Source organism: Streptomyces sp. YPW6 (assembly GCF_018866325.1).
GTDB lineage: Bacteria > Actinomycetota > Actinomycetes > Streptomycetales > Streptomycetaceae > Streptomyces.
In genome coordinates this window covers 53,489-76,813 of sequence record NZ_CP076457.1, presented here as the reverse complement: position 1 = coordinate 76,813, position 23,325 = coordinate 53,489, and the positions used below count along the sequence as shown (strand labels likewise).

Sequence of the window (23,325 nt, the reverse complement as noted above, 5' to 3'; positions counted from 1 at the left end):
GTCAACCTGGAAAGGGTCAACAGTGACCACGGAAAACAGCCGGGAACAGGCTAACGTTCCCCCGGTCGTTCCATCGGGAATTATCCCTGCCCCACAGGCTCCCAAACCCCGCGGCGTGCATCTGTACGAGCTGCGTATCTGCGCCAGCCTCCTCCTCATGCTCCTGATCATCCTGCTGGGCATCGTCGCGTTCCTGTCGGTGCGGCCGGGTTGGCAGCAGCTGCCCGCCCTCTGGCCGTTCCTCTTCCCGCTCGCCCTGCCCCTGATCGGCCTTCTGGTCGCGCTGTCGAAGCGCAGCTACCTGCGCTACGTCCGCGTACGCCAGGTCTGATCTCCAACACCGTGGGGGACCGCCGCCCGGCGGTCCCCCACGGATCACTCCCTGCCGCCTGCGCGCCCGCACCCCGGATGCGCAGGCGGCAGGGGGAAGGGATGCAGTGATGTCTGACGCTTCAGGCAAAGCCCGTTGCGGTTGTGGCTGCGGGAAAACCATCGACCGGCGTCCCGGTGGCGGACGCCCGCGCGACTACTACGACGAAAGCCACCGCAGCCGCGCACAGCGGAAACGGGACCATGATCTGCGGGCCGCGGTACCCGGGTTCTCCCACCGTTCCGTCGCCACGGAACTCGCCCTTCGTGCAGATGAGCTGTTCGCGGCGTGCTTCAGTAACGTTCCCCTCGACGGGGTCCTGGAGCTGACGTCCAGGATCGTGGACGATGCCCAGTGCGTGGCCGCGGCAGTGGTGAGCGAGGAGCGCTCCGCGGGCCGCACCTGGTCGGAGATCGCCGTCGTGGCCGGACTGACCGAGGGCCAGGCCCGAGCGCGCTGGGGCGGTGCCCGTACCGCTCAGCGGCTCTCCGCCCGGGAACCAGCACCGTGGGCCCGCCAGCCGGATGGCACCGATGCGCACGCCTCGCGGACGGCGCCCCCCGCCGCTCAGCGCACGAGCGACGCCGCATCCGCCCTGGGGCGTGCCCTGCGTACGCTGCGGGAGCATACGAAGGCCGGCTTCGAGGACCTCGCGGCCGAGGCCGGTATGCCGGCCTTCGCGGTGCGCTGGGTCCTGGAGGGGAAGGCGGTGGTCCCCTGGACCACGGTCTTCACGCTCGTTCACCTGCTGGGCGGTCACCCCGCAGACCTGCGCCTGCTGTGGGAGACCGCGTCGAAGTCCGTACCCCGCCTGCCCGACGCGCCCTACCTCGCCGACCACCTGGCCGCAGGACTGCGCGGCGCACGGCTCGCCGCGGGACACCCGGCAGCAGCATCCATATGCCTTCCCGGGTTCAGCCAGGCAGAGACGGACGCAGTCTTCGACGGACGGCTCGTCCCGGACTGGAAGGCACTGTGCGAGGTACTGCAGTGGCTGGACGCCGATCCGGAGCCCTTCAAAGCGCCCTGGGCAGCTCACCGGGCAGCTCAAGAGCAAGGGCGGCGGTCCACGTGAACCGCACCAGCCGCCGGCCGGCGAGACCTGCCGGCGAGCGGATGCCGGCCGCCTTCTGCCTCGAGTACGCCGCCTTCCGCGAACTCCATCTCGACTGGTACCTGCGCTACGCCTACGTACGGACCGGTGACTGGCCCCGGGCGACCCACTGCGTTGAGGCGGCCTTCGACGCCCTGAGCGCGGGCTGGGCAACAGTTCTGCGCAGCGCCTGTCCGGCCGCCCGGGCCTGGCGGCTGCTGCGGGACCAGGCCAGCGAACGGACCACCTGCGCCGAAGGCCACAGCTGGAGCATCCACTGCCTGCTCCGCGACGCGCAGGCCGACACGGTCCTACTCCACCACCGCCTCAACCTCTCCATCAAGCAGACCGCCGGCCTGATGGGAATCGACGATCACGCTGTACGTGCCCTGCTGCGCAGCGCCGAGCGGGCACTTGAAGCATTCCCTCCCTGCGTCACCCCGCGCCTGTACGCGGCCTGCAACGCCCCGGCACACGACTCGGCCCTGCGTACGCCGGTGAGTGATTCGCACGACTCGAAATCGGTCATGAGGCCCCGTTGACGCCCTTTGGGTGACTGGCGGGTCAGCTGGACGACTCCTACGATAGATCTCTTCAACCGGGAAACATCGCCCTTCACCAAGGGCTCCAGGGAGTTGACGCATGGCCTACGGGGAGAAACCCCAATCTCGACGCCCCATCGACACCAGCACCCCCAGCGTCGCCCGCATGTACGACTATCTCTTAGGAGGCAGCCAGCACTACGAAGTCGACCGAAGAGCCTCCGCCGACCTCCTCAAGATCGCGCCCAGTACGCAGCAACTGGCCCGCAGCAACCGCGACTTCCTCCGCAGAGTGGTCCGCGTCCTCGCCCAGGACATGAACATCCGGCAGTTCCTCGACCACGGCTCGGGACTGCCCACCCGGGACAACGTCCACGAAGTCGTCCAGCGCATCTCATCGGACGCCAAGGTCGCCTACGTCGACAACGACCCCATGGTCCTCGCCCACGGCCGCACCCAACTGCACGAGAACGACAACGTCATGGTCATCGACCAGGACATGCGGGAGACGGAGAAGATCCGCTCCGCCACCACTGACTTCCTCGACTGGACCCGGCCGATCGCGGCCCTCTTCGTATCTGTCCTGCACTGCCTTCCCGACACCGACGACGAGCGGGACCCCGCAGCCCTGATAAAGCGTGTGGCGGCCGAACTCCCGGCCGGCAGCTACATGGTCATCTGCCAGCTCGTCAGCGACGACTCCGAAGTCCGCAACAGAGTCACCCGCCTCATGGCCGATACCACCCACAACCGGTGGGGCCGGGTACGGGAGCGGCACGAGGTCCGCCAGTACTTCGACGGCATGACCATCATCGACCCGCCCGGCCTCGTCGACGTCATCGACTGGCAGCCCGACCACCCCACGCCACCCGAACACCTGCGCCCCACCGACTGGGTCGAGTGGGGCGGCCTCGCCAGAATCGAGGCGTGACGCAGCTGTTCCCCGCTGACACCGGAGCGGTGGCACCCGACCACAGTCGGCCCGGCGTCACCGCTCCTTCGCAGCCCGCATCGCCCACTCCTTCGCGGCCCGCTCTATCTCCTTGATGCTCTCCTCGCGCCCCAGGGCGTGGTCACGGGCATCGGACAGCACCTTGCGGTAGTTGTCCAGCGAGCGCTGCTTCGTCGCATAGGTCGCACCCTCGATGTTCTCCAGGTAGGCGAGATCACCCGGGACGTGGTCAGGGAACTGGAGATAAGTGATGGCCATCGGCGGAGACATTGCGTCCTTGCTGATGATCCGCAAGTTCAACTTCGGCATCCGGGCCGCAGCGAGCAGATGCTCCATCTGCTCACGCATGACATCGGCGCTTCCCCGCCTGCGCTGCAGAACCGTCTCGTCCAGCACCGCAGTGATCCGAGGCAGATCCTGACCGAGGATCATCTGCCGCCCCATCCGCAGTGCAACGGTACGGGCGATCTCCGCCTCCGAGACAGGATTTGCCTCCATCATCCTGATCAGCGCCTCGGCGTAGCGCTCGGTCTGCAGCAGGCCGGGCACCACCTGATTCTCGAAGATCGTGATCTCCTCGGCACGCCCCTCCATACGGATCAGACGCTTGAGGAAACTAGGCGTCACATCGGCGAACCGCTCGTACCACTCGGAGTTCGACGCCTGGGCCAAGAGCTGCTCGAGGAAGCCCAAGTCCTGCCGGGACAGACCGTAGAAGGTAGCGAGGTCATACACATCGCGCGGCTTGGCGGGACTCTCCCCACGCTCCAGCCGGCTCATCTTCGACGTCGACCCCCGAATGGCACGCGCCGCCGCCCCCAGAGTGAGACCACGGCGCTCCCGATGCCGGCGCAGCTCCTCGCCCAGAAGCTGCGCGGCAGGGCGCTCGGTGCCCGCTGACGACAGATCAACCACCGATGACTCAGGATCTGACTGCCAATGACGGGCGGCGGCCATGTGGACTCCGAACAGTGCTGGGACATAAGTCGCCCCAGAATGCCCGCGCACATGCCCGCCGCACAATCTATGGCCAACGCGCAACGCTCCGCTTACGCGTATCACGCGGCGAAGTCGTCGAACTCCTCCCGCTTCGCGCCGTCGAGAAACGCGGCCAGCTCCGCCTTGCTGAAGACGAGTGCCGGCCCCTGCGGAAACCTGGAGTTCCGCACGGCCACACGTCCCTCCGGAAGCGAGGCCACCTCAACGCAGTTTCCGTTGTTGATGCTCGCGCGCGCCTTCCTCCAGGACGCCCCGGAGATCTGGTCCGCCTGCATGCCATTCGCGATCATGACTACTCCCTCGTTCCCGTCACGGTTTCCGCCACACCGGACTGCCAGTTCCCGTATGGGAATGCCTCGGTGGCCTGCGTGCAAAATGCTAGCCACGGGAGCGCGACAGAGCATGTCCCCGAAAGAGTGCAGTTCAGGGCCGCTTTCCCTATGAACGTTCTAATCCCTACGGTGTGAAAGCTAACCATCCGCGACGATTCCCGCGGCATGCAGACCAGGCCCTCTGCGCAGCCACACGGCAGCCAGCCGCCGCATGAGCGGGGGCGAACAACCTGACCGCTACTCCCACGGCGGCCCGAGGCGAGCCGGAGGGTAGAGCAATGCCGGTGCCTGACGTGCTGACCCGCCTTTCCGACAGCCTGAGCAGGCCGCGAAGGCGTCGATCGTCATCTCTCTCAGCGCAGCGGTTCCCTGTGAGGAGGTGGGCCTCGGCGCCACTACTGAGTTTGAACTCGTGGTGTCGTAGGGGCTGACGGCTCGTCGTCTGTGCGGTATCACCGGGACATGCGGTATCCACAAGGGGGCGGGCTGACCGCCGAGCGGCAGCAGTTCCGCGAGGAGTTACGGCTGAAGGCGGCCGAGAGGTTCGCCCAGGGCGAGGCGAGCTCGGCGATCGCCGAGGACCTACGGGTCAGCGTTCGTTCGGTGCAGCGATGGCGGCAGTTGTGGGACGAGGGCGGTCCGCGGGCTCTGCGGTCGCAGGGGCCGGCGTCGCTGCCGAGGCTGAGCGAGAAGCAGTTCGCCCAGTTGGAGGCGGAGCTGGCCAAGGGACCGGCCGCGCACGGCTGGGAGGACCAGCGCTGGACCCTGAGCCGTGTGAAGACGGTGATCGGCCGACGCTTCCACCTGACCTACACGATTCAGGGCGTGCGCAAGCTGCTGGTCCGTAACGGCTGGTCCTGCCAGGTCCCGGCCCGACGCGCCGTCGAGCGGGACGACGAGTCGGTGGCCGGGTGGGTCAAGGAGGTGTGGCCGTGCGCGGAAGACTCGCGGCGGTGAGTGGAGCCTGGCTCGTCTTCGAGGACGAAGCCGGTTTCTCCATGACGCCGCCGCAGGCGAAGACCTGGTCGCAGCGCGGTCGAACCCCGGTGGTGGGAGTCCGCGGCCGTTCCCGCAGACGGATATCCATCGCGGCGCTGACCTGCTACAAACCCGGCCACAGGTCGCGGCTGATCTACCGGCCGCGCCGGGACGACGGCCGCCGCGACGGTCGTAAGAGCTTCTCCTGGCGCGACTACCGGGACCTGCTGATCGCCGCCCACCAGCAGCTCGACGGCCCGATCGTGCTCATCTGGGACAACCTCAACGTCCACAAGGCCGCCGACCTACGGAAGTTCGCCGAATCACGTGACTGAGCCTTTTCCATCATCGCTCTGAGCTGGCCAGATGCAGGGTGAGGATGGCTTGGACGAGTGCGGTGATACGGGTGGTCGAGCATCGGATCTTGCGGAGGAGTCGCCAGGCTTTGAGGGTGGCCATGGCCTGCTCGACGAGTGCGCGGATCTTCGCGTGTGAGCGGTTGACGGCCTTCTGGCCGTTGGAAAGGGTTTCCCAGCGGCCCCAGTAGGGAGTGCGGACCGTTCCACCGGCGCCCCGACAGGCCTTGTCAGCCCAGCAGGTGACGCCGGCCTCGGCGAGGGCGTCGACGATGCCGTGTTCGCGGGCCGCGCGGACATCGTGGACGGCGCCGGGCAGGGCCGGCGAGGCCCACAGCAGCCGGCCGAAGGGGTCGGTGAGGACTTGCACGTTCATCCTGTGCTTCTTATGTTTCCCGGAGTAGAAGGGCCGGTCCGCGGCGATGCGGTCGATCGGCAGGAGCGTGCCGTCCAGGATCACGAACGGTTTCGTCGATGCCGTTCGCACGGCGTCGGCCAGGGTGGGAGCGAGGCCGGCCAAGAGGTCGACGGCTTCGGTGACGTACCGGTAGGCGGTCGTGGTTCCGATGCCGAATCCGGCTGCGAGCTGGGTGTATGTGTGCCCCACCCGCAGATGGGCGAGCGCGAGCAGGGCCTGACCCGACGCTCAGACGCCGCCAACGCGAGCCGATCGCACGACGGTGCTGCCGCAGACGGGTGGACAGGAAACGCAGGGCAGAACTGGACACGTCGACACCCGACGGGTAGACAAGCATGCGAAGCCTCTGGTGGAGACGGTTCTCTTGGTCGAAAACCCATCTACCAGGGGCTTCACCACGCTGTCAGCCCAACCGCCAAGCTCCTGGCACAGGTTGGAAAGAGCTCACTGGCTGACCATCTACTACTTGCCGCCCTACGCACCCGACCTCAACCCCGTCGAAGGAATCTGGTCCCTCCTGCGACGCGGCTGGCTCTCAAACGTCGCCTTCTCCACCCCCGAACACCTCGCCCGGCGCATCCGACGCGGCCTACGGCACATCCAGTACCGCAGTCACCTCATCGACGGCTGCCTCGCCGAGACCGGCCTGACCATAAGGCCCGCCTGAGCAACCCCACGACATCACGAGTTCAACTTCAGTAGCTGAACAGCCGAGATGGCGGTCCTGTGGGGGCCCGCCACCTCAGCGTTCAGTCACGTTCGAAGCGGCAGAGTGTGAGAAATTCGCCATGTTGATGTCTTAAATGGTTCGTTATCTGGGTGGCCCGCCGGAGGGTGATACCGGGATTCGCCCCTCCGTGAGGCCGGTCGAGCGTATGCGGAACAGGTGGTACCGCTCAGCGTTGCGTCTCGATGGATATCCGGTTAACGCTGGCTATGGCCCGAAACGCCTTCTTAGTGCCGATGATAATCTTGCGGATGGTCAGGCCCGCGTCGCCCATCGGGCCGCCGGCCTCGACCCGCCCCGTCGGGTTCACGAGCAGGCGGTAGCCGTCGGTATCTCCGCAGCGTGCTGCAACGAGACGACGACGGTGTCCAGGCGGACCGGGCGGTCCCCGTCGTACGCGATGCTGACCTGCATCTTGCCGTCCGGACGCAGGTAGGGCACCGTGCCGTCCTTGCGGATGTCCGTGAGCCGCCGCACCAGCCCGTGGGCGAGCTGGGCCGGCAGCGACATCAGGGCGGCGGTGTCGTCGCAGGCGTAGCCGAACTTCAGGCCCTGGTCCCCGGCGCCACCGGTGTCCACGCCCTGGGCGGCGTCGGGTGATTGGGCGCCGATGGAGTCCAAGACCCCGCAGGATGCCCCGTCGAACCCCCCCTGGACTGGTCGTAGCCGATGTCGAGGACGGTGCGGCGGACCACCCAAGCTGCAGCCGTACTCTCGTGTCGCTACTGATGTGGGGGTGACACTTTGACGACAACTCCTAGTGCCGCGTCAGACAACGTTCGCCCCGTCGTGTTGCGCGGGCTGAGTCGCTTCGAAGTCACCGGGTGGTCTCGGCGTGTGTGAGGGCCTCGGATACGGTCAAGCATGCGATCTCGAACAGGCGGCATGTGGTGGGGGACGACGATCGAAGCGCCGGACCCCAACGGTTTGGCGAAGTTCTATGCCGAACTCCTCGATTGGCACATCGGGCACGAAGAGCCGGGAACAGCCGTCGTGGCTGCCTCCCCTCAAGGGCCGTTCTTCGTGTTCCAGCAGGCGGACGGCTATCGGGCTCCGGTGTGGCCACCGGCCGACGGCGACCAGCGCCCGATGATGCACTTCGACTTCCAGGTCGGCGACCTGGACTCGGCGGTCGCCGAAGCGGTCGCCCTGGGCGCCACCGTTGCGGAGTTCCAGCCGCGGGAGAACGTCCGGGTGCTCTTCGACCCGGCCGGCCACCCTTTCTGCCTGTGCCGCGACGACGAATAGATCAGGCAACGTTTGTCCTGCTGACGACTTCGTGGAGGCGTTCGTCGGCGGCGTGTTTGTTCCGCCAGATGATGTAGCGGCGGATCATGCTGCCCTGAACCTTGTGGCTGGCGTGGTCGGTGCCGTCGAGGGCGAAGTAGCGCAGGGCGGTGAACTGGGCCTCGATCCGGTTGAGCCAGGAGCTGTCGGTCGGGGTGTAGGCGATCTCGACGTTGTTCGCCGCCGCCCACGTCCCGACCCGCTGGCACCGCTTCGTGGTCAGGTGCGGGGAGTAGTTGTCACAAACGATCGCGATGCGGACGTCCACCGGGTGCAGCGAGCGCAGGTATCGGCAGAACTCCAGGAATTTGGAGCGGTTCTTGGTCTTCTTGATGTGGCCGTAGAGCCGGTCCTTGCCCAGTTCGTAAGCGGCGAACAGGTGTCGCACTCCGTGCGGGCGGGTGTAGGTCGCCCGTCGGCGGGGTCTTGGTTCGCGGTCGGGGTTCTTGTGTATCCCGCCGCGTTCGGCCCACTGCCGCCCCGGGTGCGGCACCAGGTTGAGCGGTCCGAACTCGTCCATGCAGAAGATGACTCCGGGCTCGCCATCCTCGGGTATGACCTCGCCGTCGGCGATCGCGTAGAGGTGCTCGACGCGGGCCTTCTTCGCTGCGTAGTCGGGATCCTTCGAGGTCTTCCAGGTCTTCACGCGTTGAAAGGAGGCGCCTTCCTCGCGGAGCAGGATGCGCAGGCCCTCGTGGCTGATGTCGTCGACCACCCCCTCGGCGACCAGAAAGTCCGCCAGCTTGGTCAGGCTCCAGGTCGAGAACGGCAGGCCGTGCTCGGCCGGCTTGGACTTGGCGATCTTCTTGATCTCGCGGCGCTCGGGCAGCGTGAAGGTTCTCGGCCGGCCTCCCTTGTACTTCGGGTAGAGCGAGTCGAAGCCGTCCGTGTTGAAGTTGTGGATCACGTCGCGGACCCGGTCCGCGCTGGTGAACGTCACCTCGGCGATCTTCGCCACCGGCATGCCCTGGGCGGAGAGCAGCACCATCTGCGCGCGCCGCCAGGTCACCACCGAGCCGGTGCCCCGGCGGATGATCCGCAGCAGCCGTCTGCCCTCGTCGTCATCGACCTCTCGCACCCGCACACGTTCAGCCACGTGATCATTGTGCCCACCCGGCACTGCTGGAGACAGCAACCGGACGGCACGTCACGACGGGGCGAACGTTGCCTGACGCGGCACTAGCGACATTGGCAGAAGATCCAGTCCACGAACCCGCTGGAACGGATCAACCGCGAGGTCAAGCGTCGCACCGACGCCGTCCAGGTCTTCCCCAACGACGACGCGCTCCTGCGACTGGTCACCGCCGTGCTCTTCGAACTGCACGACGAATGGATCGCTTTCCCCCGCCGCTACCTGCCCGAGGGAAGCATGGACCAGCTCTACCCCGCCGAGCTCCCCAAAAGCGCCCCCGCACTGCCCAACACCACCAACGCGACCGCCGAATGATCGGCTACACCACGACAAGGGACATGACCCCCGCTCATGCCGCCGCGGCCCCGGAACTCTCTTCCGGGGCCGCGGCGGCGGTGTTCAGGAGGCGGTGACGCCCTATCGGGTGTCCTGGTCCTGCCGGGCGGTGCGCGGGTTCGGCGTAGTGATCATGGCCGGAGAGTACGCCCGCCAGGCCGCTGAAGGCAGATCCGGACCACAGCTTCCCGGTGGGCTTTCGCGTGGCCCGGGCGGCCGAAGGTTCGTCCCTACTATTTCGGCTCCTCCCGGCGCATCCCGGGCCTTCGTCGCGTCCTACCGGTCACGGTCTACCAGGACGTTCAGCAAGATCGTGTTGCGAACTCATAGGCTACATGGGTGAGGAACTTTCGCCGCGCCGACCCTTCATTGAGGCGGCAATGTTCATCCCGGCGGCTGCCAGAAGAAGCCCGCCCCCTATGTAATTTCTGATCCAGGCCGAACTTCCATCCGACCCCATTGCCACTGGCAGAACAAAAACCAATCCGGCGACATATACGGTCAGAATTCCCCAGCCGCGCAACTGGGCTCCGTCGGGTCGCTTTCGGTCCCATGGGGGAACCCAGCCACGGATCATGCAAAATCCGATCGGGACCAACAACGTCAGGACGGACAGGTAAATCCAGTACATAATTCACTCCCCTGAATCTGATTCATGCTGCACGTCGGCGGAGGGCTGAGCCCTCCGCCGACGCTTTACAGCTTTTCCCCCTTTATTGGGGAATTTATCCGGAGACTACGAATTGGGCATCGCTGGCCGTCAGCACCTTCGGGTCCAGTGCCAAACGCCCACTACCCCCATGTAGGGCGGAATGTATCGGCCGGCGAATCCTACCGTGAGGCATCGCCTTCTGGAATTCGCCTTGGCTGCAGTCTTCTGTATCCATCCCGAGTAGGCCAGGGCGCCCCAAGCGAAGCCTTGAAAGAACGGACCTCCGAAAGAGACGGCTCCCCAGACTGGACCGTAGAAATAGTGTCCACTTCTTCCGATTTTAGCCGTGTAGCTTCTGTTGAAGTGGAAGTACACGTTGGACTTGAAGGTTGGGATGCCCCATCTCCATGTGGTCCATGCCTTGATCACAAGCCGACCCCAGGAGTAATACCGGGTTTTGTTCCACCGGCCGTCCAGGTCGTATGCGTTGACGGGGTCGGCGCTCACGTATTCGTAGGCGTTGTCGTTACCACCGTAGACAGGGTCGGCGGAGAGGAACCGGCCTGTCTGCGAATTGTAAAGACGTACCCCCATGAGAGTCAGCCCGGTGGGAGTCTCAGCGGATCGCTGGTGAGAACCAAGCCAACCGTACCGGACGGCTGCCCCTGCCGCTTTGACGTTTCCGTATTCGTCCGCGTCCAGGGCAGTCGGCGCTTCCGCGGAGGTCAGCGGAAGAAGGAGCGCGGCGCTGCCATGGATGGTGCTCAACTGGAGCACCGTGCTGCCTGTCTTGCCGGTTACGGCAGCCAGTCCTCCGGAGAGGGACTGAACATTGCGGGTCAGGGTCCCGGCGTTGGTGTCCTCGACGATCCAGCGGGGGCTGTCTCCGTCGCTGTCGTAGTGGTTGCGCCGTGTCGCGGTCTGGGTCCAGGTGGTGCCGCTGCCGGTCTCGACCTTCCAGGAGCGGAAGCGCAGGTTGGCGTCGAGCTGCCAGGTCTGGCGCTTGCCGTTCGCGGTCTGCTGGTGGGCGAGGTCGTTGGCGTAGTAGCTGATGGTGCCGTTGCCGGGGGCGGCGGTTGTGCGGCCGAAGGCGTCGTAGGTGTAGCCGGTGTCGACGAGGCGGTCGGCGTTGTCGTAGGTGTGGTTGCTGGTGGTGGCTCCGGTGGTGGTGCAGTCCAGGCCGGGAGTGGCTGTGGAGGTGGTGAGGGTTTTGCGGTTGGTGCGCGCGTCGAAGGTGTAGGCGCGGCGTGTGCACACGGTGTCGGCGGTGTCCTCGACGGTGGTGAGGCGGCCGATGGCGTCGTACTGGTAGGTCTGGTCGGACCAGCCCGCGTGTGTGGTGTTCTGCCCGTGGATGGAATCCGTCACGGTGTCGGAGTAGACGAGCGTGCCGTCACTGTCCCGCGTGTAGGTGCGGTCGGTGGTCGTCCCGGTGCTGTCCTCGGTGATGGTGAGGGAGTAGCCGCCGGGCAGCTTCTCGGAGTTGACTGACCCGTCCGCGTTGTACGTCGCGGAGAAGACGCCGGCGACGGAGTCGGTGGCCCTGGTGGCGAGGCCGCGGGGTTCAGTGCTGTGGTCGTAGGTGTAGGTGACGGTGGAGGGGACACTGTCGGTGACCTTGACCGGCCGGTCGAGCAGGTCGTACTCGGTGGTGGTCTCCCCACCGTCGGCATCCGTGTAAGAGACTGGCCGACCGAGTCGGTCGTATACCTTCGTGATGGTGCCGCCGGTCGGCGAGACCGTCTTGACGGCCAGGCCGGTGGCCGGGTCGTACTCGGTGGTGGCTTCGGGGACGGCCTGGCCGATGCCGCCGGTGATGGCAACCTTGGTCTGCCGGCCGGCGCTGTCGTACGTTGCGGTCGTGGTGCGGGTGACGCCGTTGGCGGTCTCCGTCACCTTGGCCGGATTGCCCCACCAGTCGTACTCGGTGGTGGTGGTCGGCAGCGCGGACGGGTTGCTGCCGCCGCCGGTGATGGAACCGGCAGGTCCGGTGGAGCAGACCATGTCGGCCCACTCCGGTCGGCCCTGGCAAGTACCGGTGCCGGTGCCGGACCAATAGGTCGTCACTCGGGTTGCGGCGTCGCTGCCGGTGGCACCGGGCAGAAGCTGCTTACTGACGCGGCCCTGGGCGTCGTATTCGATGCTCTCGGTGATCGCGAGGCCGCCCGGATCCTTGATCGTCTTGGTAGGCAGCCCCTTGACCCAGTCATAGGCGGTCTGCACCGCCCTGATCTCGCCATGGACGGAAGGGTGCTCACGTATCTGGGCACCCATGCTCACCTTGGTTATCTGGTCCTTGACCGTGGCGGTTCCGTTGGTCGGGCGCCCCGCGTCGTACTCGTTGACCGTCCAGGTGCGCGCGGTCACCGCAGTGCCTGAAGGAACCAGGGTGGTGCTACCGGACTTGAGGTCGGCGGTCAGGTCGACGCGCCGCAGCGGGCCGAAGTCCTCCAGCTTTCGGGTTCCGGTCCCGTTGTAGACGGACTGAGTGGAGAGGAGGCCGGCGCGCTCGGCGGCGGTGAGCTGGGCAATGCCCAGGTCGGCCTGGGCTGCTCGGTCTTCGGTGGTGAGCCCCAGAGCGACGCCGCGGTTGCGAGCGGAAAGCTCCCGGACGATGTTGCCGAAGCGGTCGTACTCGCTAGTGGTGATGTTCCCGCCCGGCTCGACGGTGTTCACCCGCTGGCCGGAGACATTGAAGTAGCTCACCGACGCTCTGCGGTAAGCGTCGGCGGTGAGGCCGCTGCCGGTGTTCGATATCGGCGCGACGTCGGCCGGGAAGACGGCGGTCGCGTCGGTCGGGGCATCCAACTGCCCCCACGTTTTGACATCGGCGACGCCCATCTTGTACGGGGCAGTGGTGCCGGTCAGCGGGACGTCGTAGACGACGGTGGTGTTCGCTGTGCCGGATTCCGTGCCCGTGGTGCCCTGCTGGAGACCGGAGCGGGATGCCTTGAGGAGCATACCCTCACCAGCGGTGGCGGCATTGCCCACTTTGCCGTAGGTGAAGGTCCAGGGCAGTTCGCCGGGTGCAGTGAGGGAGGTGACGCGGCCCGCACTGTCGTAGGCGTACTCCGTCTTCAGGGACGGAGTGATCTGCGGGTTCCAGGTCTGGCGCAGGCGGCCGGAGCTGTCGTACAGGTAAGTCTGCACGGTGCGGGCCGTGGCCGCGGCCGCGCCGGGGGCAGTCGACCAGAGGCGGATCTCCCTCACCTGGCCAGCCACATCACCAAGATTGTTGCCGGTGGCCGTGGTAGTCACGCCATACACGAACTCCATGACACGGCACCCCTTGGCAGCGGGGTTGGTCTCGCAGGTAGCCGCGTTGACCGCCGAGGTCGGGGCGATGATCCGCTTGGGGCGGGCCAGCTTCTTGCCGTCGACGGTGACCGTCTCGGAAACTACGGCTGCGGTGGAGCCTGTCAGCCCGTCCCGAAGGATGCTGGAGACCTGCCAGGTAGTTGCTGCAGCGTCAGCCTTCTTGAAGGTTGTGACTGTGCCGTCGTTGTCGGTGAGGGTGAACGAACCTGCGACGCTGCCCTGAAGGGTCAGGTGCTCCAACCCGGGCTCGGGAATCCAGCCGCTCTTCGCCGCGTTCGCGCTGAAATGTTGTTCGCCTCCATCGGACCCAACGAGGGCGACCACCGTGGGCGAGGTGCTGCGCAGGTGCGAGTAGTCGGAGTCGCCGACCTCTGCGGCGACGCCGCTGACCCACTCCTTGCCGAAGATGGGGATCTGCCCGTCCTGCTTCGCCCCCTTGTCCGGGACTCGAGAGGAGGACGTCCTGGAGATCGACATGTCATGGGCTGAGGCGTCACTACCTGAAAGCTCGTAGTCACCGGTGATCGGATTCACCATGCCCGGTCCGACCTCAATTGCGGATGCTCCGTCACCATTGCGGTCGACCACTACGGTCAGGGGTTCGGTGGAGCCGGTGGCTGAGTTTGGGCCGGTGAAGTCGGCTTTGAGTTGCACGTTGCCGTCGGGGTCGACGGTGCTTGTCGTGTTCCAGACCAACGGGGCGTTCTTGCCGCCCGTTATCGGGACCGGCCAGGCCGTGAGGGGGGTTCCGCCTGAGGTGACGTCGGTCGCCGGGACCTTCACCCACGAGTCGGCTTCCGAGCGGCGCCAGGAGAAGGAGACGCTGTCGTACTTGGCGGCGTCTGCCTCGGCGGCCAAGGGCAGACGGCGTACGGTGCGTTCACCATCGGAGGGCTGGATGAACCCGCCGGGGCCTGCGTGGAAGGTGTAGTCGATGGCCTCGGACTTGTTGTCGGCCTTGTCGACTGCCCTCACCTGGAGGGTGTGGGTGCCGTCCTTCGGCGGGGTGAGGCTGATGGCCTTGTCGGTGCTGGAGCCCCCGGTGGCGGCCTTGGTCCAGGTCACACCGTCGAGGGACCATTCGAGCCAGTTGTGGTCGCTTCCGGTGGGCGGCGTGACGGTGAACGCGCCGGCCTGCCCGGTGCCCTTGACCCACTTGCCCGACGGGTAGTCGGTCGAGACGATCTTCGTGGGCGCCGAGGGCGCCTTCGTGTCGACGGTGAACGTCTTCCATGCCGACCAGCCCACGTTGTAGTGACTGCCGTCATAGGGCGAGGTACGGAACTTGTACGTCTTGCCGTCCGCGAGCATCCCCGTGGGGAGGGTTACCGATGCGACCTGCCCGGAGGGCACGTACTTCGAGACGAGGACGTCGCCGACCTGCGTGTTGGTGGCGTTGTCGAAGACCTGGAAGGTGCCGTTGACCTTGTCACCGTCGGCGTCGACGAACGTGTCGCGCAGCGTCGGGGTGAGGGTGTTGACGGTGTAGGCGCCGCCGTAGGAGAAGTACGGCGGGCCGGCCTCCTGCTTGGTACCGGTACGGGGCCGGTAGTTGTAGGTGACGACCAGCTTGGGCGGGTTGGTGGCGGCGTTGGCGGAGTTGACCCGCTTCCACTGCCCCGTGATGTTCTCGTCCGTGGCACGCAGACCCATGTGGCCACGGGTGGCCTTGGCCGAGGCCCACTCCTGCACCAGCGTGGTCACATTGGCGTTGATCCAGCCGTCGGGCTGGGTCGAGCAGGAGGAGTTACCTCGGGTTTCCGAGGAGGTGGCCTTCTTCGCGGTCCACGCCGGCTGATTCGGCGCTGCCCAGCGGGAAGAGGTCGACGCGGCCCCGGTGGACCACACCTCCCACGGCTGAGTGGGGCAGGAGGAGCCGGTGTAGTTGCCGGAGTGGAAGTTCCACAGGGACAGCTTGGCGTCCGTCACCAGTGCGTCGGAGATCGGGGCGGTGTTCCAGGAGATGAACGACCGGGCGGTACGGAAGGTGCCGTCGGCGTTCTTCGTGCCGGGGTTGCCCAGGTCGAGTTCGGTGTCGCCGGACCAGTCGCGGGTCTCGCCCTGCTGGACGTAGGTGTCGAACACGTTGGAGAGCGCCGACGTCGACGGGTCGACGACGACCGGGTACTTGGTGGCGGGGTCCGCGAGGAACTCCGGGTCGGGGGTGACGACCAGGTCGATGGCCGCCCCCTTCTTCACGACCTTCATCGCCACCGGCACGCGGCGGGTGTGCTCACCGGAGCGTTCGTCGACGGTGGAGTCCCACATCACCGGCGCGGGCATCACCGCGGTCTTCTTGTTCTTCTTGTCCGTGAAGACCACGCTGCCGTCGGCCTGCTGCTTGGCCTTCAAGCCTTTGGCCTTCAGCGGCAGCGTGTAGGTGTAGCCGTCGGTCGTGGGCTTCTGCTTGATCTCGACGTACTGCTCGAACCCGGAACGGGTCGCCTCGACCACGACGTCCGCGCCGGGGACGGCATTGACGTACTCAGCCCGATTGCCGTTGAGCTTTGGGGCGGGCAGGCCGCCCTTCCACTGGAGCGTGATCTGCTCGCCGCCCTCCCCGAGCGTCACCAGGTCGGTGGCCTTGGCCGTCTGTGCCGCCTTCAGCGAAGCGGGCGGGGTTCCGGTGCGGCCGGCCAGCTTCAGCCCCTCCGGGTGCGCCTTCGGTTCTACCCCGCCGCCGGCCAGCGTCACCAGGTCGAGGTCGACGTCGCGCCAGTCGCCGGTCGTGTCGTCCTCGAAGCGGACCGGTCCGGCCGTCAGCTCGGTGGTGAGCGATCCGTCCTTGTTTGCCCAGGTCGTGGAGGTCTCCGTGCGCTCCGACAGCGCCTCGACCCGCTTGCCTGACAGCCGGGCGGCGACGCGGGCGGACGGGACGTCCGCGGCCTGCGTGACGGCCGCCGGCTTCTCCGGTGCGGCAGGTGCCTGACGCTGCGTGGCCATCGCGATAGTGCCGTCGAGCAGCGTGACGGACAGGGCCAAGGCCAGACTCCCCGCTATGTAGCGCAGACTCCCCCTGGACCAAGGTCGCCCGCGCCCCTCCGGCGCAGGTATATGCATCGTCATGATTCCTCGGTCTCGTAAACACATCTACATCACCCATGTGATGCAGATGTGAAGTTACCGGGGGAGAAAAGACGAATAACTGAGACAAGAGGGGCAAGATCGACTTCGGAGTTCCTGAACATGAAGTGACGTTCGTCTCTTGTGCGTCTGGTGTGGTGAGCGTTTCCTTTTCGGCTGCACCCTGGATGCGTCCGCGCAAGGTGGCACTTCAGCCTGGTGTGAGTCGGCACGAGGGGCCCGCGAGAGGGATGTATGTTCCCTCCAGGCGTGCGCCGTGCGCGCCTTGGGGCTCTGCCGTCCTCGTGTGCGGGCGGATCGGGTGAAGGGGTGGGGGCTGCGTGAAGCGGCGAAGAATCGTGGGGGGCACGGCTGCTGCCGTGGCGGCGGCCATATCCGGGGTGCTGGTGTTCCAGTCCGCGGCCCACAGCCCCGTGGGAAGCATCGGAGCGGACGCCAAACCCGGCCCTGTGAAGGCAGATACACGCACCGCCGCGCTGCGAGCAAGCGATGACGGCCGCAGCGCATCACTGAAGCAGGACGAAGCGAAGCCGTTCAGCATGCTCGGCATCACCTGGACCGACCCGGCCGTGAGAATCACGGGAACAGTGGAAGTCCGCACCCGGGATGCCGACGGCGGGCAGTGGTCGAGGTGGCTGCGGCTGGACGGTGACAGCGGGCAGGGCGAGAGCGGGGCAGCGCGCGGCGGAACCGAGCCGGCCTGGGTCGGCCCGTCCAACGGCGCCGAAGTTCGGGTCAGTTCCGGTGGGAAGACGTCTGCCGGGCTGCCCGCAGGACTGCGCCTGGACATGATCGACCCCGGCAAGGGAACGGTGGCCGCCATGGAACCGGCGGCCTTCAGCGCCGAGGAGAGCGACGAGCCGTCACCATCGCAGTCCGTGGAGCCCGAGCCGAGCGTCACGGTGACGCCTGAGCCCTCGGCCAGTGACGAACCGAGCGTTGAGCCGTCGGCGAGTGAGCCCGCGCCCACCACCATGGCGCCGAGCAGCACGCCGCCAGTGGTGCCCTCGCCGACGGTCACGTCCGGCACTCCATCGTCCCCAACTCCTGCTCCGACGACGACCCCCTCGATGCCGACCCCGCCCATCACCGCCCGGGCCGGATGGGGCGCAGACGAGTCGATCAGCCCCGAGGCCCCCGGGTACCTGCGGGGCGGCAAGGTCAAAGCAGTCGTCGTGCACCACACCGCCGAAAGCAACAGCTACGCCTGCGCGGACGCTCCCAAGGTCGTACGGGCCATCTACGCCTATCACGTCAGGCAACTCGGCTGGAAAGACATCGGCTACAACTTCCTCGTCGACAAGTGCGGCACCGTCTACGAGGGCCGCAAGGGCGGCGTGGACCGGCCGGTGATGGGCGCGCACGCCTACGGCTTCAACGCCGAAACCGCCGGTATCTCGGTCCTCGGCACGTACACCGACACCGCCCCGTCGCAGGCCGCGATGGCCTCGGTCGCCCAGGTCGCCGCTTGGAAACTCGGCCAGTACGGTGTCAGCCCCATCGGCACGACCACCCTCACCGCCAGCGACAGCGGCCGCAGCTACTTCGGCAAGACGTGGCCCAAGGGCGCCCAGCTGTCCTTTCCCACCGTGCACGGCCACCGCGACAGCTACAGCACCCAGTGCCCGGGCAATGCCTTCTACAACCAGTTGCCCACCATCCGTGGCTGGGCGGGCGGATCGGTCGCCGAACTGGCCATCAAGTCCGTCACCGGCGCGGGAACTGTCGGCTCGACGTACTACACCAAGGCCGGCATCACCGTGAACTGGGCCGCCACGACTCCTGCTTCGCTGATCAAGCAGTTCGAGCTGCTCGTCGACGGCAAGAGCCTCGCCACCACCCCCGGCACCGCCACCTCCGCCAAGACGACCCTGCCCCTGGGCACCCGCAAAGTCAGCGTGCGTGCCACCCATCAGTCCGGCAAGACCACCACCACCCCGGCCGCGACCGTGATCGCCGAGGCCACAGCCCCCACGTACACCACGAAACCGAAACTGGCCCTGCGCACCGGCACGGTCAACACCACCGCCGTACCCCTCACCCTGAGCTGGAAGGCCACCGACACCGCGGCCCTGAAGGAAGTACGCCTCACCGCACCGGTCACCAAGACCTACGCCCCGGCCACCTCCAGCGCCGCCCACACCGCCAAACCGACGGTGGCCACAACGTGGTCCATGACCGCGTACGACCAGGCCGGCAACACCGCGGCCTCCTCCGTCTCGGGCACCCCGGTGATCATGCAGGAGAGCGCCGCGGTCAAGTCCGGCACCTGGAGCACCAAGTCCTCCACCAGCTACCTCGGCGGCAAGTCCTACTCCAGCGCCTCCAAGAACGCCAGCCTCACCTGGACCTTTACCGGCAGGTCCGCGGCCTGGGTCGTCTCCCGCGCCACCACCTCAGGCCAGGCCCACATCTACGTCGACGGCGTCAAAGCGGCCACCATCGACCTCAAGTCGGCCACCACCAGGTACCGCGACGCGATCTGGACCAAGACCTGGAGCTCCAGCTCGAAACACAGCATCAAGATCGTCGTCGTCGGAACCTCCGGGCGCCCGAGTATCACCACCGACGGCCTCATCTACCTCAAGTAGTCGGCCCGACCCGAGCGCAAGGGCAAGGCCGCTACCCGGCTGGTCCACCGACGTTCCGCCGCACCGAGGACATCAGAGGGCACCAGGCCCACACCACGCTGCTCGGGCTGCGCAGTCAGCGCCGACCGTCGCCGATGCGGCGGTCGGCGGCCAGTCCGGTCAGCGGGCCGAAGTCGCGGGCGAGCTGGTTCCACGTCAGAACTGGAGGCGCTGGCACACCGAGCGGTGGGGCTGGGTGGTGAGTTGGTCTCCGCCCAGGCGGCCCAGGCCAACGCTGCCCCACCGCGTACGCGGAGCCGTCACCGTCCAGGACGGCCAGCGGGCCGTGCGGGAAGCGCGGGTCGGTCGCGGGCGTGGCAGCCTTCGCCGCCGTCGACCGCGCATACGCTCGCTCGTAGACCGCACCGACATGGAGCGGGACAGCCCCGGTGCCTTACAGGCATGGTCCTGGGATGGAGTACGACCGGGTCCCCAGCAGTCCCGGCAGCCCGCGCGGCCGCGGGGACTGCAGCCGTGAGGACTGCTGGCGAGTTGGTTCCTGTGACGCGGTGACTCAAAGGTCGCGCGTTGTCACCCGGTGGTGCTCTTGCGCTCAACCCCGCCCCCATGCATCACTATCTGTGATCAATTGGATACGGCGAAGTCGGGGGTTGCGATGTCGTCAGGAACGAGCGGGGAGATACCGTCGAGCGGCTGATGGTCGAGCTGGGCCTGGAGGGCGTCATTCGTGGCCGGCGGCGCCGGACCACGGTTCCGGAGCCGTCGGCGCCGCGTCCGCCGGACCTGGTCGACCGCGACTTCACCGCCTCGCGGCCGGATCAGCTGTGGGTGGCGGACATGACCTATGTCCGCACCTGGTCGGGATGGGCGTATGTGGCGTTCGTCCTGGACGTGTACTCGCGGATGATCGTCGGCTGGCAGGTCGCGAACCACATGCGGACCGAACTCCCGCTGGACGCAATGGAGATGGCGCTGTGGAGGCGGAGGATCAAGAAGGACTCCGGGCTGATGCATCACAGCGACCGCGGGTCGCAATACGTGTCAATTCGGTATACCGACCGGCTCGCCGACATCGGCGCCTCCGCGTCGGCCGGCTCGGTCGCGGACTCGTACGACAACGCGATGGCCGAGGCCCTGAACGGCACCTTCAAGGCCGAGCTGATCGAGATGCAGGGCCCCTGGAAGGACGTCGACCAGGTCGAGCGGGCGATCTTCCAGTGGATCACCTGGTACAACGAGGAGCGTCTTCACTCCGCGCTCGACTACGTTCCGCCGGCCGAGTACGAAGAAGCCTTCTGGCGGAGCCACGAGCAAATCCCGCAGTCCGCCTGAACCAATCAAGATCGGACTCTACGAAACTCGGGGCAGCTCAAGCACGGGCTGAGGACACCGTCAAGGCCGGCTGACTTCCCGCTGCGATCACGGCTGCTGCCGGCAGTCTTCTGCGAGTCCGCCTGCCGGTCAGGGCACTTTTCCTTCCAACACACCCGTGCCAGCCTGGGTGGCCAGGTGCCCTGACCAGCTTGCAGATGGAGGCACAGTGGGCAGCAGTGCGGTGCAGATGAACAGCGTCTTCGACGGTCGACTGAAGTGGCGTTCCCGCTACCTGGTCCACAGGGCCCGCCGTCGATGCCTGACCGGACTGCTTCTCCAGGCAGACCTACGCGATCCTCCCCGGAGCATGTCGCCCAAGTGGTGCGTCTTGTCTGTCACTGCAAACGGGCGTCACCTCTGCAGTGTTGATCGGACCACCTTCCGAACGGTCCGCTTCTTCCCCTTGCCCCCAGGCTCGTACTCGCTGCACCTTGAGGTCGAGCGGGTCCGCCGTCCAGGTCCCACACGAGTCGAGCGGAAGGTTGTGCTCGACCAGGGAGACATCCTGCTGGTGACGTGTGACCCAGTACAGCCGAACGTCTTCTACCGCCGCAGTCCCGTGGTGGACACCTGGAGCACTCAGATTCTTCAGCACCGAACGGCTTCGGATCCCCGCTGAGCCGCCCCCATGCCCCGACCATGACAGTGCCGTCATTTCTCATCGACATCCACGGGTCCGTTGATCACCGACTGACTCCGGAACCGGTCGACAAACGCTGTCCCAGGAAATGAACGAAGCCACTCACCCGAAGTTCAGCCGCGTCCTCCATGACGGCTCACCCCGACCTCCGCAAGGCAGCCTGAGCCGCAGCGAGCCGAGGGGGCACGGAGGCTGTTGTGAGCGTGTTCGGCGAGGAGCCTGGACACATGAAGCCCTACTTCATGCTTCAGCCGCTTTCGAGCGAACCGCAGGGTACTGCTCACAGCACCCAGAAACACGATCGCTACGCTCGTGATCAACACCGGATCCACCCTTGCGCTCCTGCCTCTTCGAGCATTGGCGGCGCCCGGGCGGGCCCACGTTAACTAGTGCTGGCGGCCGGTCGTGCTGTGACATCCAGGGCTGTGATTTCTCAGCGGTCCGGCCGGAACTCGAGCCCCGGCCGGACTCAGGAGGAAAGGAAGTCCGCGCAGCAGAGTCCGGGATAGGCGGTGCAGGCAAGCGGTGCTGGAGGAGTGGAGCCAAGGCCGTCTGTTGGCCGAGCGGAAGATTGTGGGGATCACTCTGGACCAGTGTCTTCAGCCGGGCCGGTACGTCAGGTCACACGGTCGGACTCAAGGCCTGAGGAGCTGCCGGTGAGGTGGTTGTGCCGGGCGAGCTCCCAGTGCAGGTCTTCGGGGACAGTGCCGTGCGCCCAGGAGCGCAGGAAGCGGGTGGCGACGAGCATGTCGAGCAAGGGGGTGAGCTCTTGGAGCGGGAGGCCGCACATGCGCGCGAGGACTTCCTGCTCGGCTGCTGGCGTGCCTGCTTCGTCCGGGGGGTGCGCGGCAAGCGCCAGTGCCAGCAGACGCGGGGAGGCTCCTAGTTGGCGGATCTCGCCCATCTGGCAGATACGCAGGATCCAGTTGGCCGCCCGGGCACGGTCTGCGCGAGCCGGCGCCTGCATCCGCACCGCGGTGTCCAGGAGTTCCATCGAGGTACCTGTGTGCGTCGGACCGGTGGGGGAGCGCAGCCAGCCGGCAGCCTCCAGTTCGGTGAACGCAGACGGCTCCGAAGCAAGCCGCATACCGCGGATCAACCCGGCGGGGATGTTCACCTTCCCGGCGGTGGTGGAACGCAGGGCGCACTGCAGGGCCAGCAGGCGAGCAGCCGCACTGGTCCGGGCGGGAAGAGCAGCAGCCAGATAGCTGAGCATCTCCCGCGCGCGCACTTGCTCCGAGGGGCCGTGCGGAGCTCTCCGGCGCTGCTGTTGCCGGATCTGTTTCACCGACGCTGCCGGAGAGGCCGTGGCGAGGACGGTGTCGGGCACGACCGCGGCATGGTCAGTGGCTGCCGCGCAGGCGGCGCAGGTGTCGGCGAGCCGCCAGAGCCGGCCGCCGAGCTCGCGGGTGAGGACGAGCAGGACGGGCCCGGCGCAGCCGCGGTGGCGTGAGTGCCACCGGCAGCCGTGTGAGTGGCACTGGCAGGTCCGAAGGTGCCTGGGCAGGAAGTCATGGCGGGCGTGAGCGGCCAGGTGGGTCAGTGCCTGGGACGGCGCGGTCCGCATGGTCGGAGCGGAGGGCGAGCACTGCAGGCAGCTCAGCATGGTCCCTCCGTGTTCAGGGCGCAGCTCCACGGTCCAGATGCGTCGCACCACCGGGTGCGTCGTGCAGAGCCTCATCTGATCGGTCTTTCTCCTGGTGCTCGGCGAGCTTGATCTGCTGGTGCAGTGGGCTGGTGGAGTGGGGCGGCAGCACACCGTAGTGCAGACCTCTGCCCTACCCGGAAGTGCGGCGACCTGCGGAAATAGGGCAGAGGTCTGCACTGACAGGGCAGGTGTCTGCACCTTCGGATGGTCAGGTGACGATCTTCCCGCCCGACCCGAACCTCACCGCCCTCCGCCTGGAGCTGGCACGGCTGAGGAGCGAACGCGGCTGGACCTACGACGAGCTCGCCCACCGAACCGGCCTGGCCAGGCGCACCCTCATCGAAATCGAGCAAGGCCGAACCATCGGCTCACTCAAGACCTGGCACGCCATCGCCCACGCCCTCGACGTCCCCGTCGACCACCTCTTCGCCCGCCTCTGCGAAGGCCACGAACCCCCGGCCGAGCCCGCCCCTGACCGCCCTGTGTAGTGGCCCGG

13 protein-coding genes and 6 pseudogenes are annotated in these 23,325 nt (G+C 66.9%); 12 read left to right on the top strand and 7 right to left on the bottom strand.

All coding sequences use genetic code 11. The features are described 5' to 3' along the window. Positions 1–115: 115 nt before the first annotated feature. The 4 genes from KME66_RS00325 to KME66_RS00310 all read left to right on the top strand — a co-directional run bounded on the left by KME66_RS00325 (position 116) and on the right by KME66_RS00310 (position 2,936). A complete protein-coding gene (locus KME66_RS00325) occupies positions 116–331 on the top strand; it encodes a hypothetical protein (RefSeq protein WP_216317721.1) in 216 nt (71 codons plus the stop codon). Positions 332–728: 397 nt separating this feature from the next. Further along, positions 729–1,445 (top strand): helix-turn-helix transcriptional regulator, encoded by a 717-nt coding sequence (locus tag KME66_RS00320; protein WP_216317719.1) that lies wholly within the window; start codon positions 729–731, stop codon positions 1,443–1,445. After that, entirely contained in the window at positions 1,442–2,005 is a 564-nt protein-coding gene (locus KME66_RS00315; protein ID WP_216317717.1) for a hypothetical protein, read from the top strand. The genes KME66_RS00320 and KME66_RS00315 overlap by 4 nt, the downstream gene beginning before the upstream one ends. Positions 2,006–2,105: 100 nt before the next feature. Then, the gene (locus KME66_RS00310) at positions 2,106–2,936 is read left to right on the top strand and encodes an SAM-dependent methyltransferase (RefSeq protein ID WP_216317715.1); all 831 of its coding nucleotides are present in this window, start codon (positions 2,106–2,108) and stop codon (positions 2,934–2,936) included. A 57-nt stretch (positions 2,937–2,993) separates the two neighbouring features. Here the strand turns inward: KME66_RS00310 and KME66_RS00305 are convergent, their stop codons facing one another. Both KME66_RS00305 and KME66_RS00300 read right to left on the bottom strand, forming a co-directional pair. Next, entirely contained in the window at positions 2,994–3,914 is a 921-nt protein-coding gene (locus KME66_RS00305; protein ID WP_216317713.1) for a DUF5753 domain-containing protein, read from the bottom strand. 101 nt (positions 3,915–4,015) lie between these two features. Next, positions 4,016–4,246: a DUF397 domain-containing protein gene (locus tag KME66_RS00300; RefSeq protein WP_031032222.1), complete on the bottom strand. Its 231-nt coding sequence runs from the start codon at positions 4,244–4,246 to the stop codon at positions 4,016–4,018. Positions 4,247–4,750: 504 nt separating this feature from the next. On the opposite strand from KME66_RS00300, the gene KME66_RS00295 reads away from it, so the two are divergent. Then, on the top strand, positions 4,751–5,245 hold the full coding sequence (locus KME66_RS00295; protein WP_216317711.1) for a winged helix-turn-helix domain-containing protein: 495 nt from the start codon (positions 4,751–4,753) through the stop codon (positions 5,243–5,245). After that, positions 5,242–5,598: pseudogene (locus KME66_RS00290) on the top strand (transposase); the annotation flags it as partial. The gene KME66_RS00295 and the pseudogene KME66_RS00290, both read left to right, overlap by 4 nt. 13 nt (positions 5,599–5,611) lie before the next feature. Here KME66_RS00290 and KME66_RS00285 read toward each other — a convergent pair. Next, a pseudogene (locus KME66_RS00285) lies at positions 5,612–6,377 on the bottom strand (IS5 family transposase). 111 nt (positions 6,378–6,488) lie between these two features. On the opposite strand from KME66_RS00285, the pseudogene KME66_RS00280 reads away from it, so the two are divergent. Beyond that, positions 6,489–6,707, top strand: a pseudogene (locus KME66_RS00280) (transposase); the annotation flags it as partial. Positions 6,708–6,996: 289 nt separating this feature from the next. On the opposite strand, the pseudogene KME66_RS00275 reads toward KME66_RS00280, so the two are convergent. Next, positions 6,997–7,468: pseudogene (locus tag KME66_RS00275) on the bottom strand (methionine adenosyltransferase); the annotation flags it as partial. 163 nt (positions 7,469–7,631) lie between these two features. Between KME66_RS00275 and KME66_RS00270 the strand changes: the two are divergent. Beyond that, positions 7,632–8,015 carry a VOC family protein gene (locus tag KME66_RS00270; protein ID WP_367303618.1) on the top strand — a complete coding sequence of 128 codons (384 nt, stop codon included), beginning with the start codon at positions 7,632–7,634 and terminating at the stop codon, positions 8,013–8,015. A gap of 1 nt (position 8,016) precedes the next feature. Here KME66_RS00270 and KME66_RS00265 read toward each other — a convergent pair whose 3' ends face one another. Beyond that, positions 8,017–9,150, bottom strand: a complete 1,134-nt coding sequence (locus tag KME66_RS00265) for an IS630 family transposase (RefSeq protein ID WP_216317709.1) — start codon at positions 9,148–9,150, stop codon at positions 8,017–8,019. Positions 9,151–9,240: 90 nt separating this feature from the next. Between KME66_RS00265 and KME66_RS00260 the strand changes: the two are divergent. Continuing rightward, a pseudogene (locus KME66_RS00260) lies at positions 9,241–9,501 on the top strand (transposase); the annotation flags it as partial. 781 nt (positions 9,502–10,282) lie between these two features. Here the strand turns inward: KME66_RS00260 and KME66_RS00255 are convergent. Next, the gene (locus tag KME66_RS00255) at positions 10,283–16,435 is read right to left on the bottom strand and encodes a DNRLRE domain-containing protein (protein ID WP_253208554.1); all 6,153 of its coding nucleotides are present in this window, start codon (positions 16,433–16,435) and stop codon (positions 10,283–10,285) included. Between the two features lie 680 nt (positions 16,436–17,115). Here KME66_RS00255 and KME66_RS00250 point away from each other — a divergent pair. Then, on the top strand, positions 17,116–19,167 hold the full coding sequence (locus KME66_RS00250; protein ID WP_253208179.1) for an N-acetylmuramoyl-L-alanine amidase: 2,052 nt from the start codon (positions 17,116–17,118) through the stop codon (positions 19,165–19,167). A 678-nt stretch (positions 19,168–19,845) separates the two neighbouring features. Beyond that, positions 19,846–20,499 (top strand): annotated as a pseudogene (locus KME66_RS00245) (IS3 family transposase); the annotation flags it as partial. A 1,298-nt stretch (positions 20,500–21,797) separates the two neighbouring features. On the opposite strand, the gene KME66_RS00240 reads toward KME66_RS00245, so the two are convergent. Beyond that, complete coding sequence (locus tag KME66_RS00240) at positions 21,798–22,787, bottom strand: hypothetical protein (protein ID WP_253208178.1); 990 nt, start codon at positions 22,785–22,787, stop codon at positions 21,798–21,800. 254 nt (positions 22,788–23,041) lie between these two features. On the opposite strand from KME66_RS00240, the gene KME66_RS00235 reads away from it, so the two are divergent. After that, positions 23,042–23,317: a helix-turn-helix transcriptional regulator gene (locus KME66_RS00235; RefSeq protein ID WP_216317699.1), complete on the top strand. Its 276-nt coding sequence runs from the start codon at positions 23,042–23,044 to the stop codon at positions 23,315–23,317. The last annotated feature ends 8 nt before the right edge of the window (positions 23,318–23,325 follow it).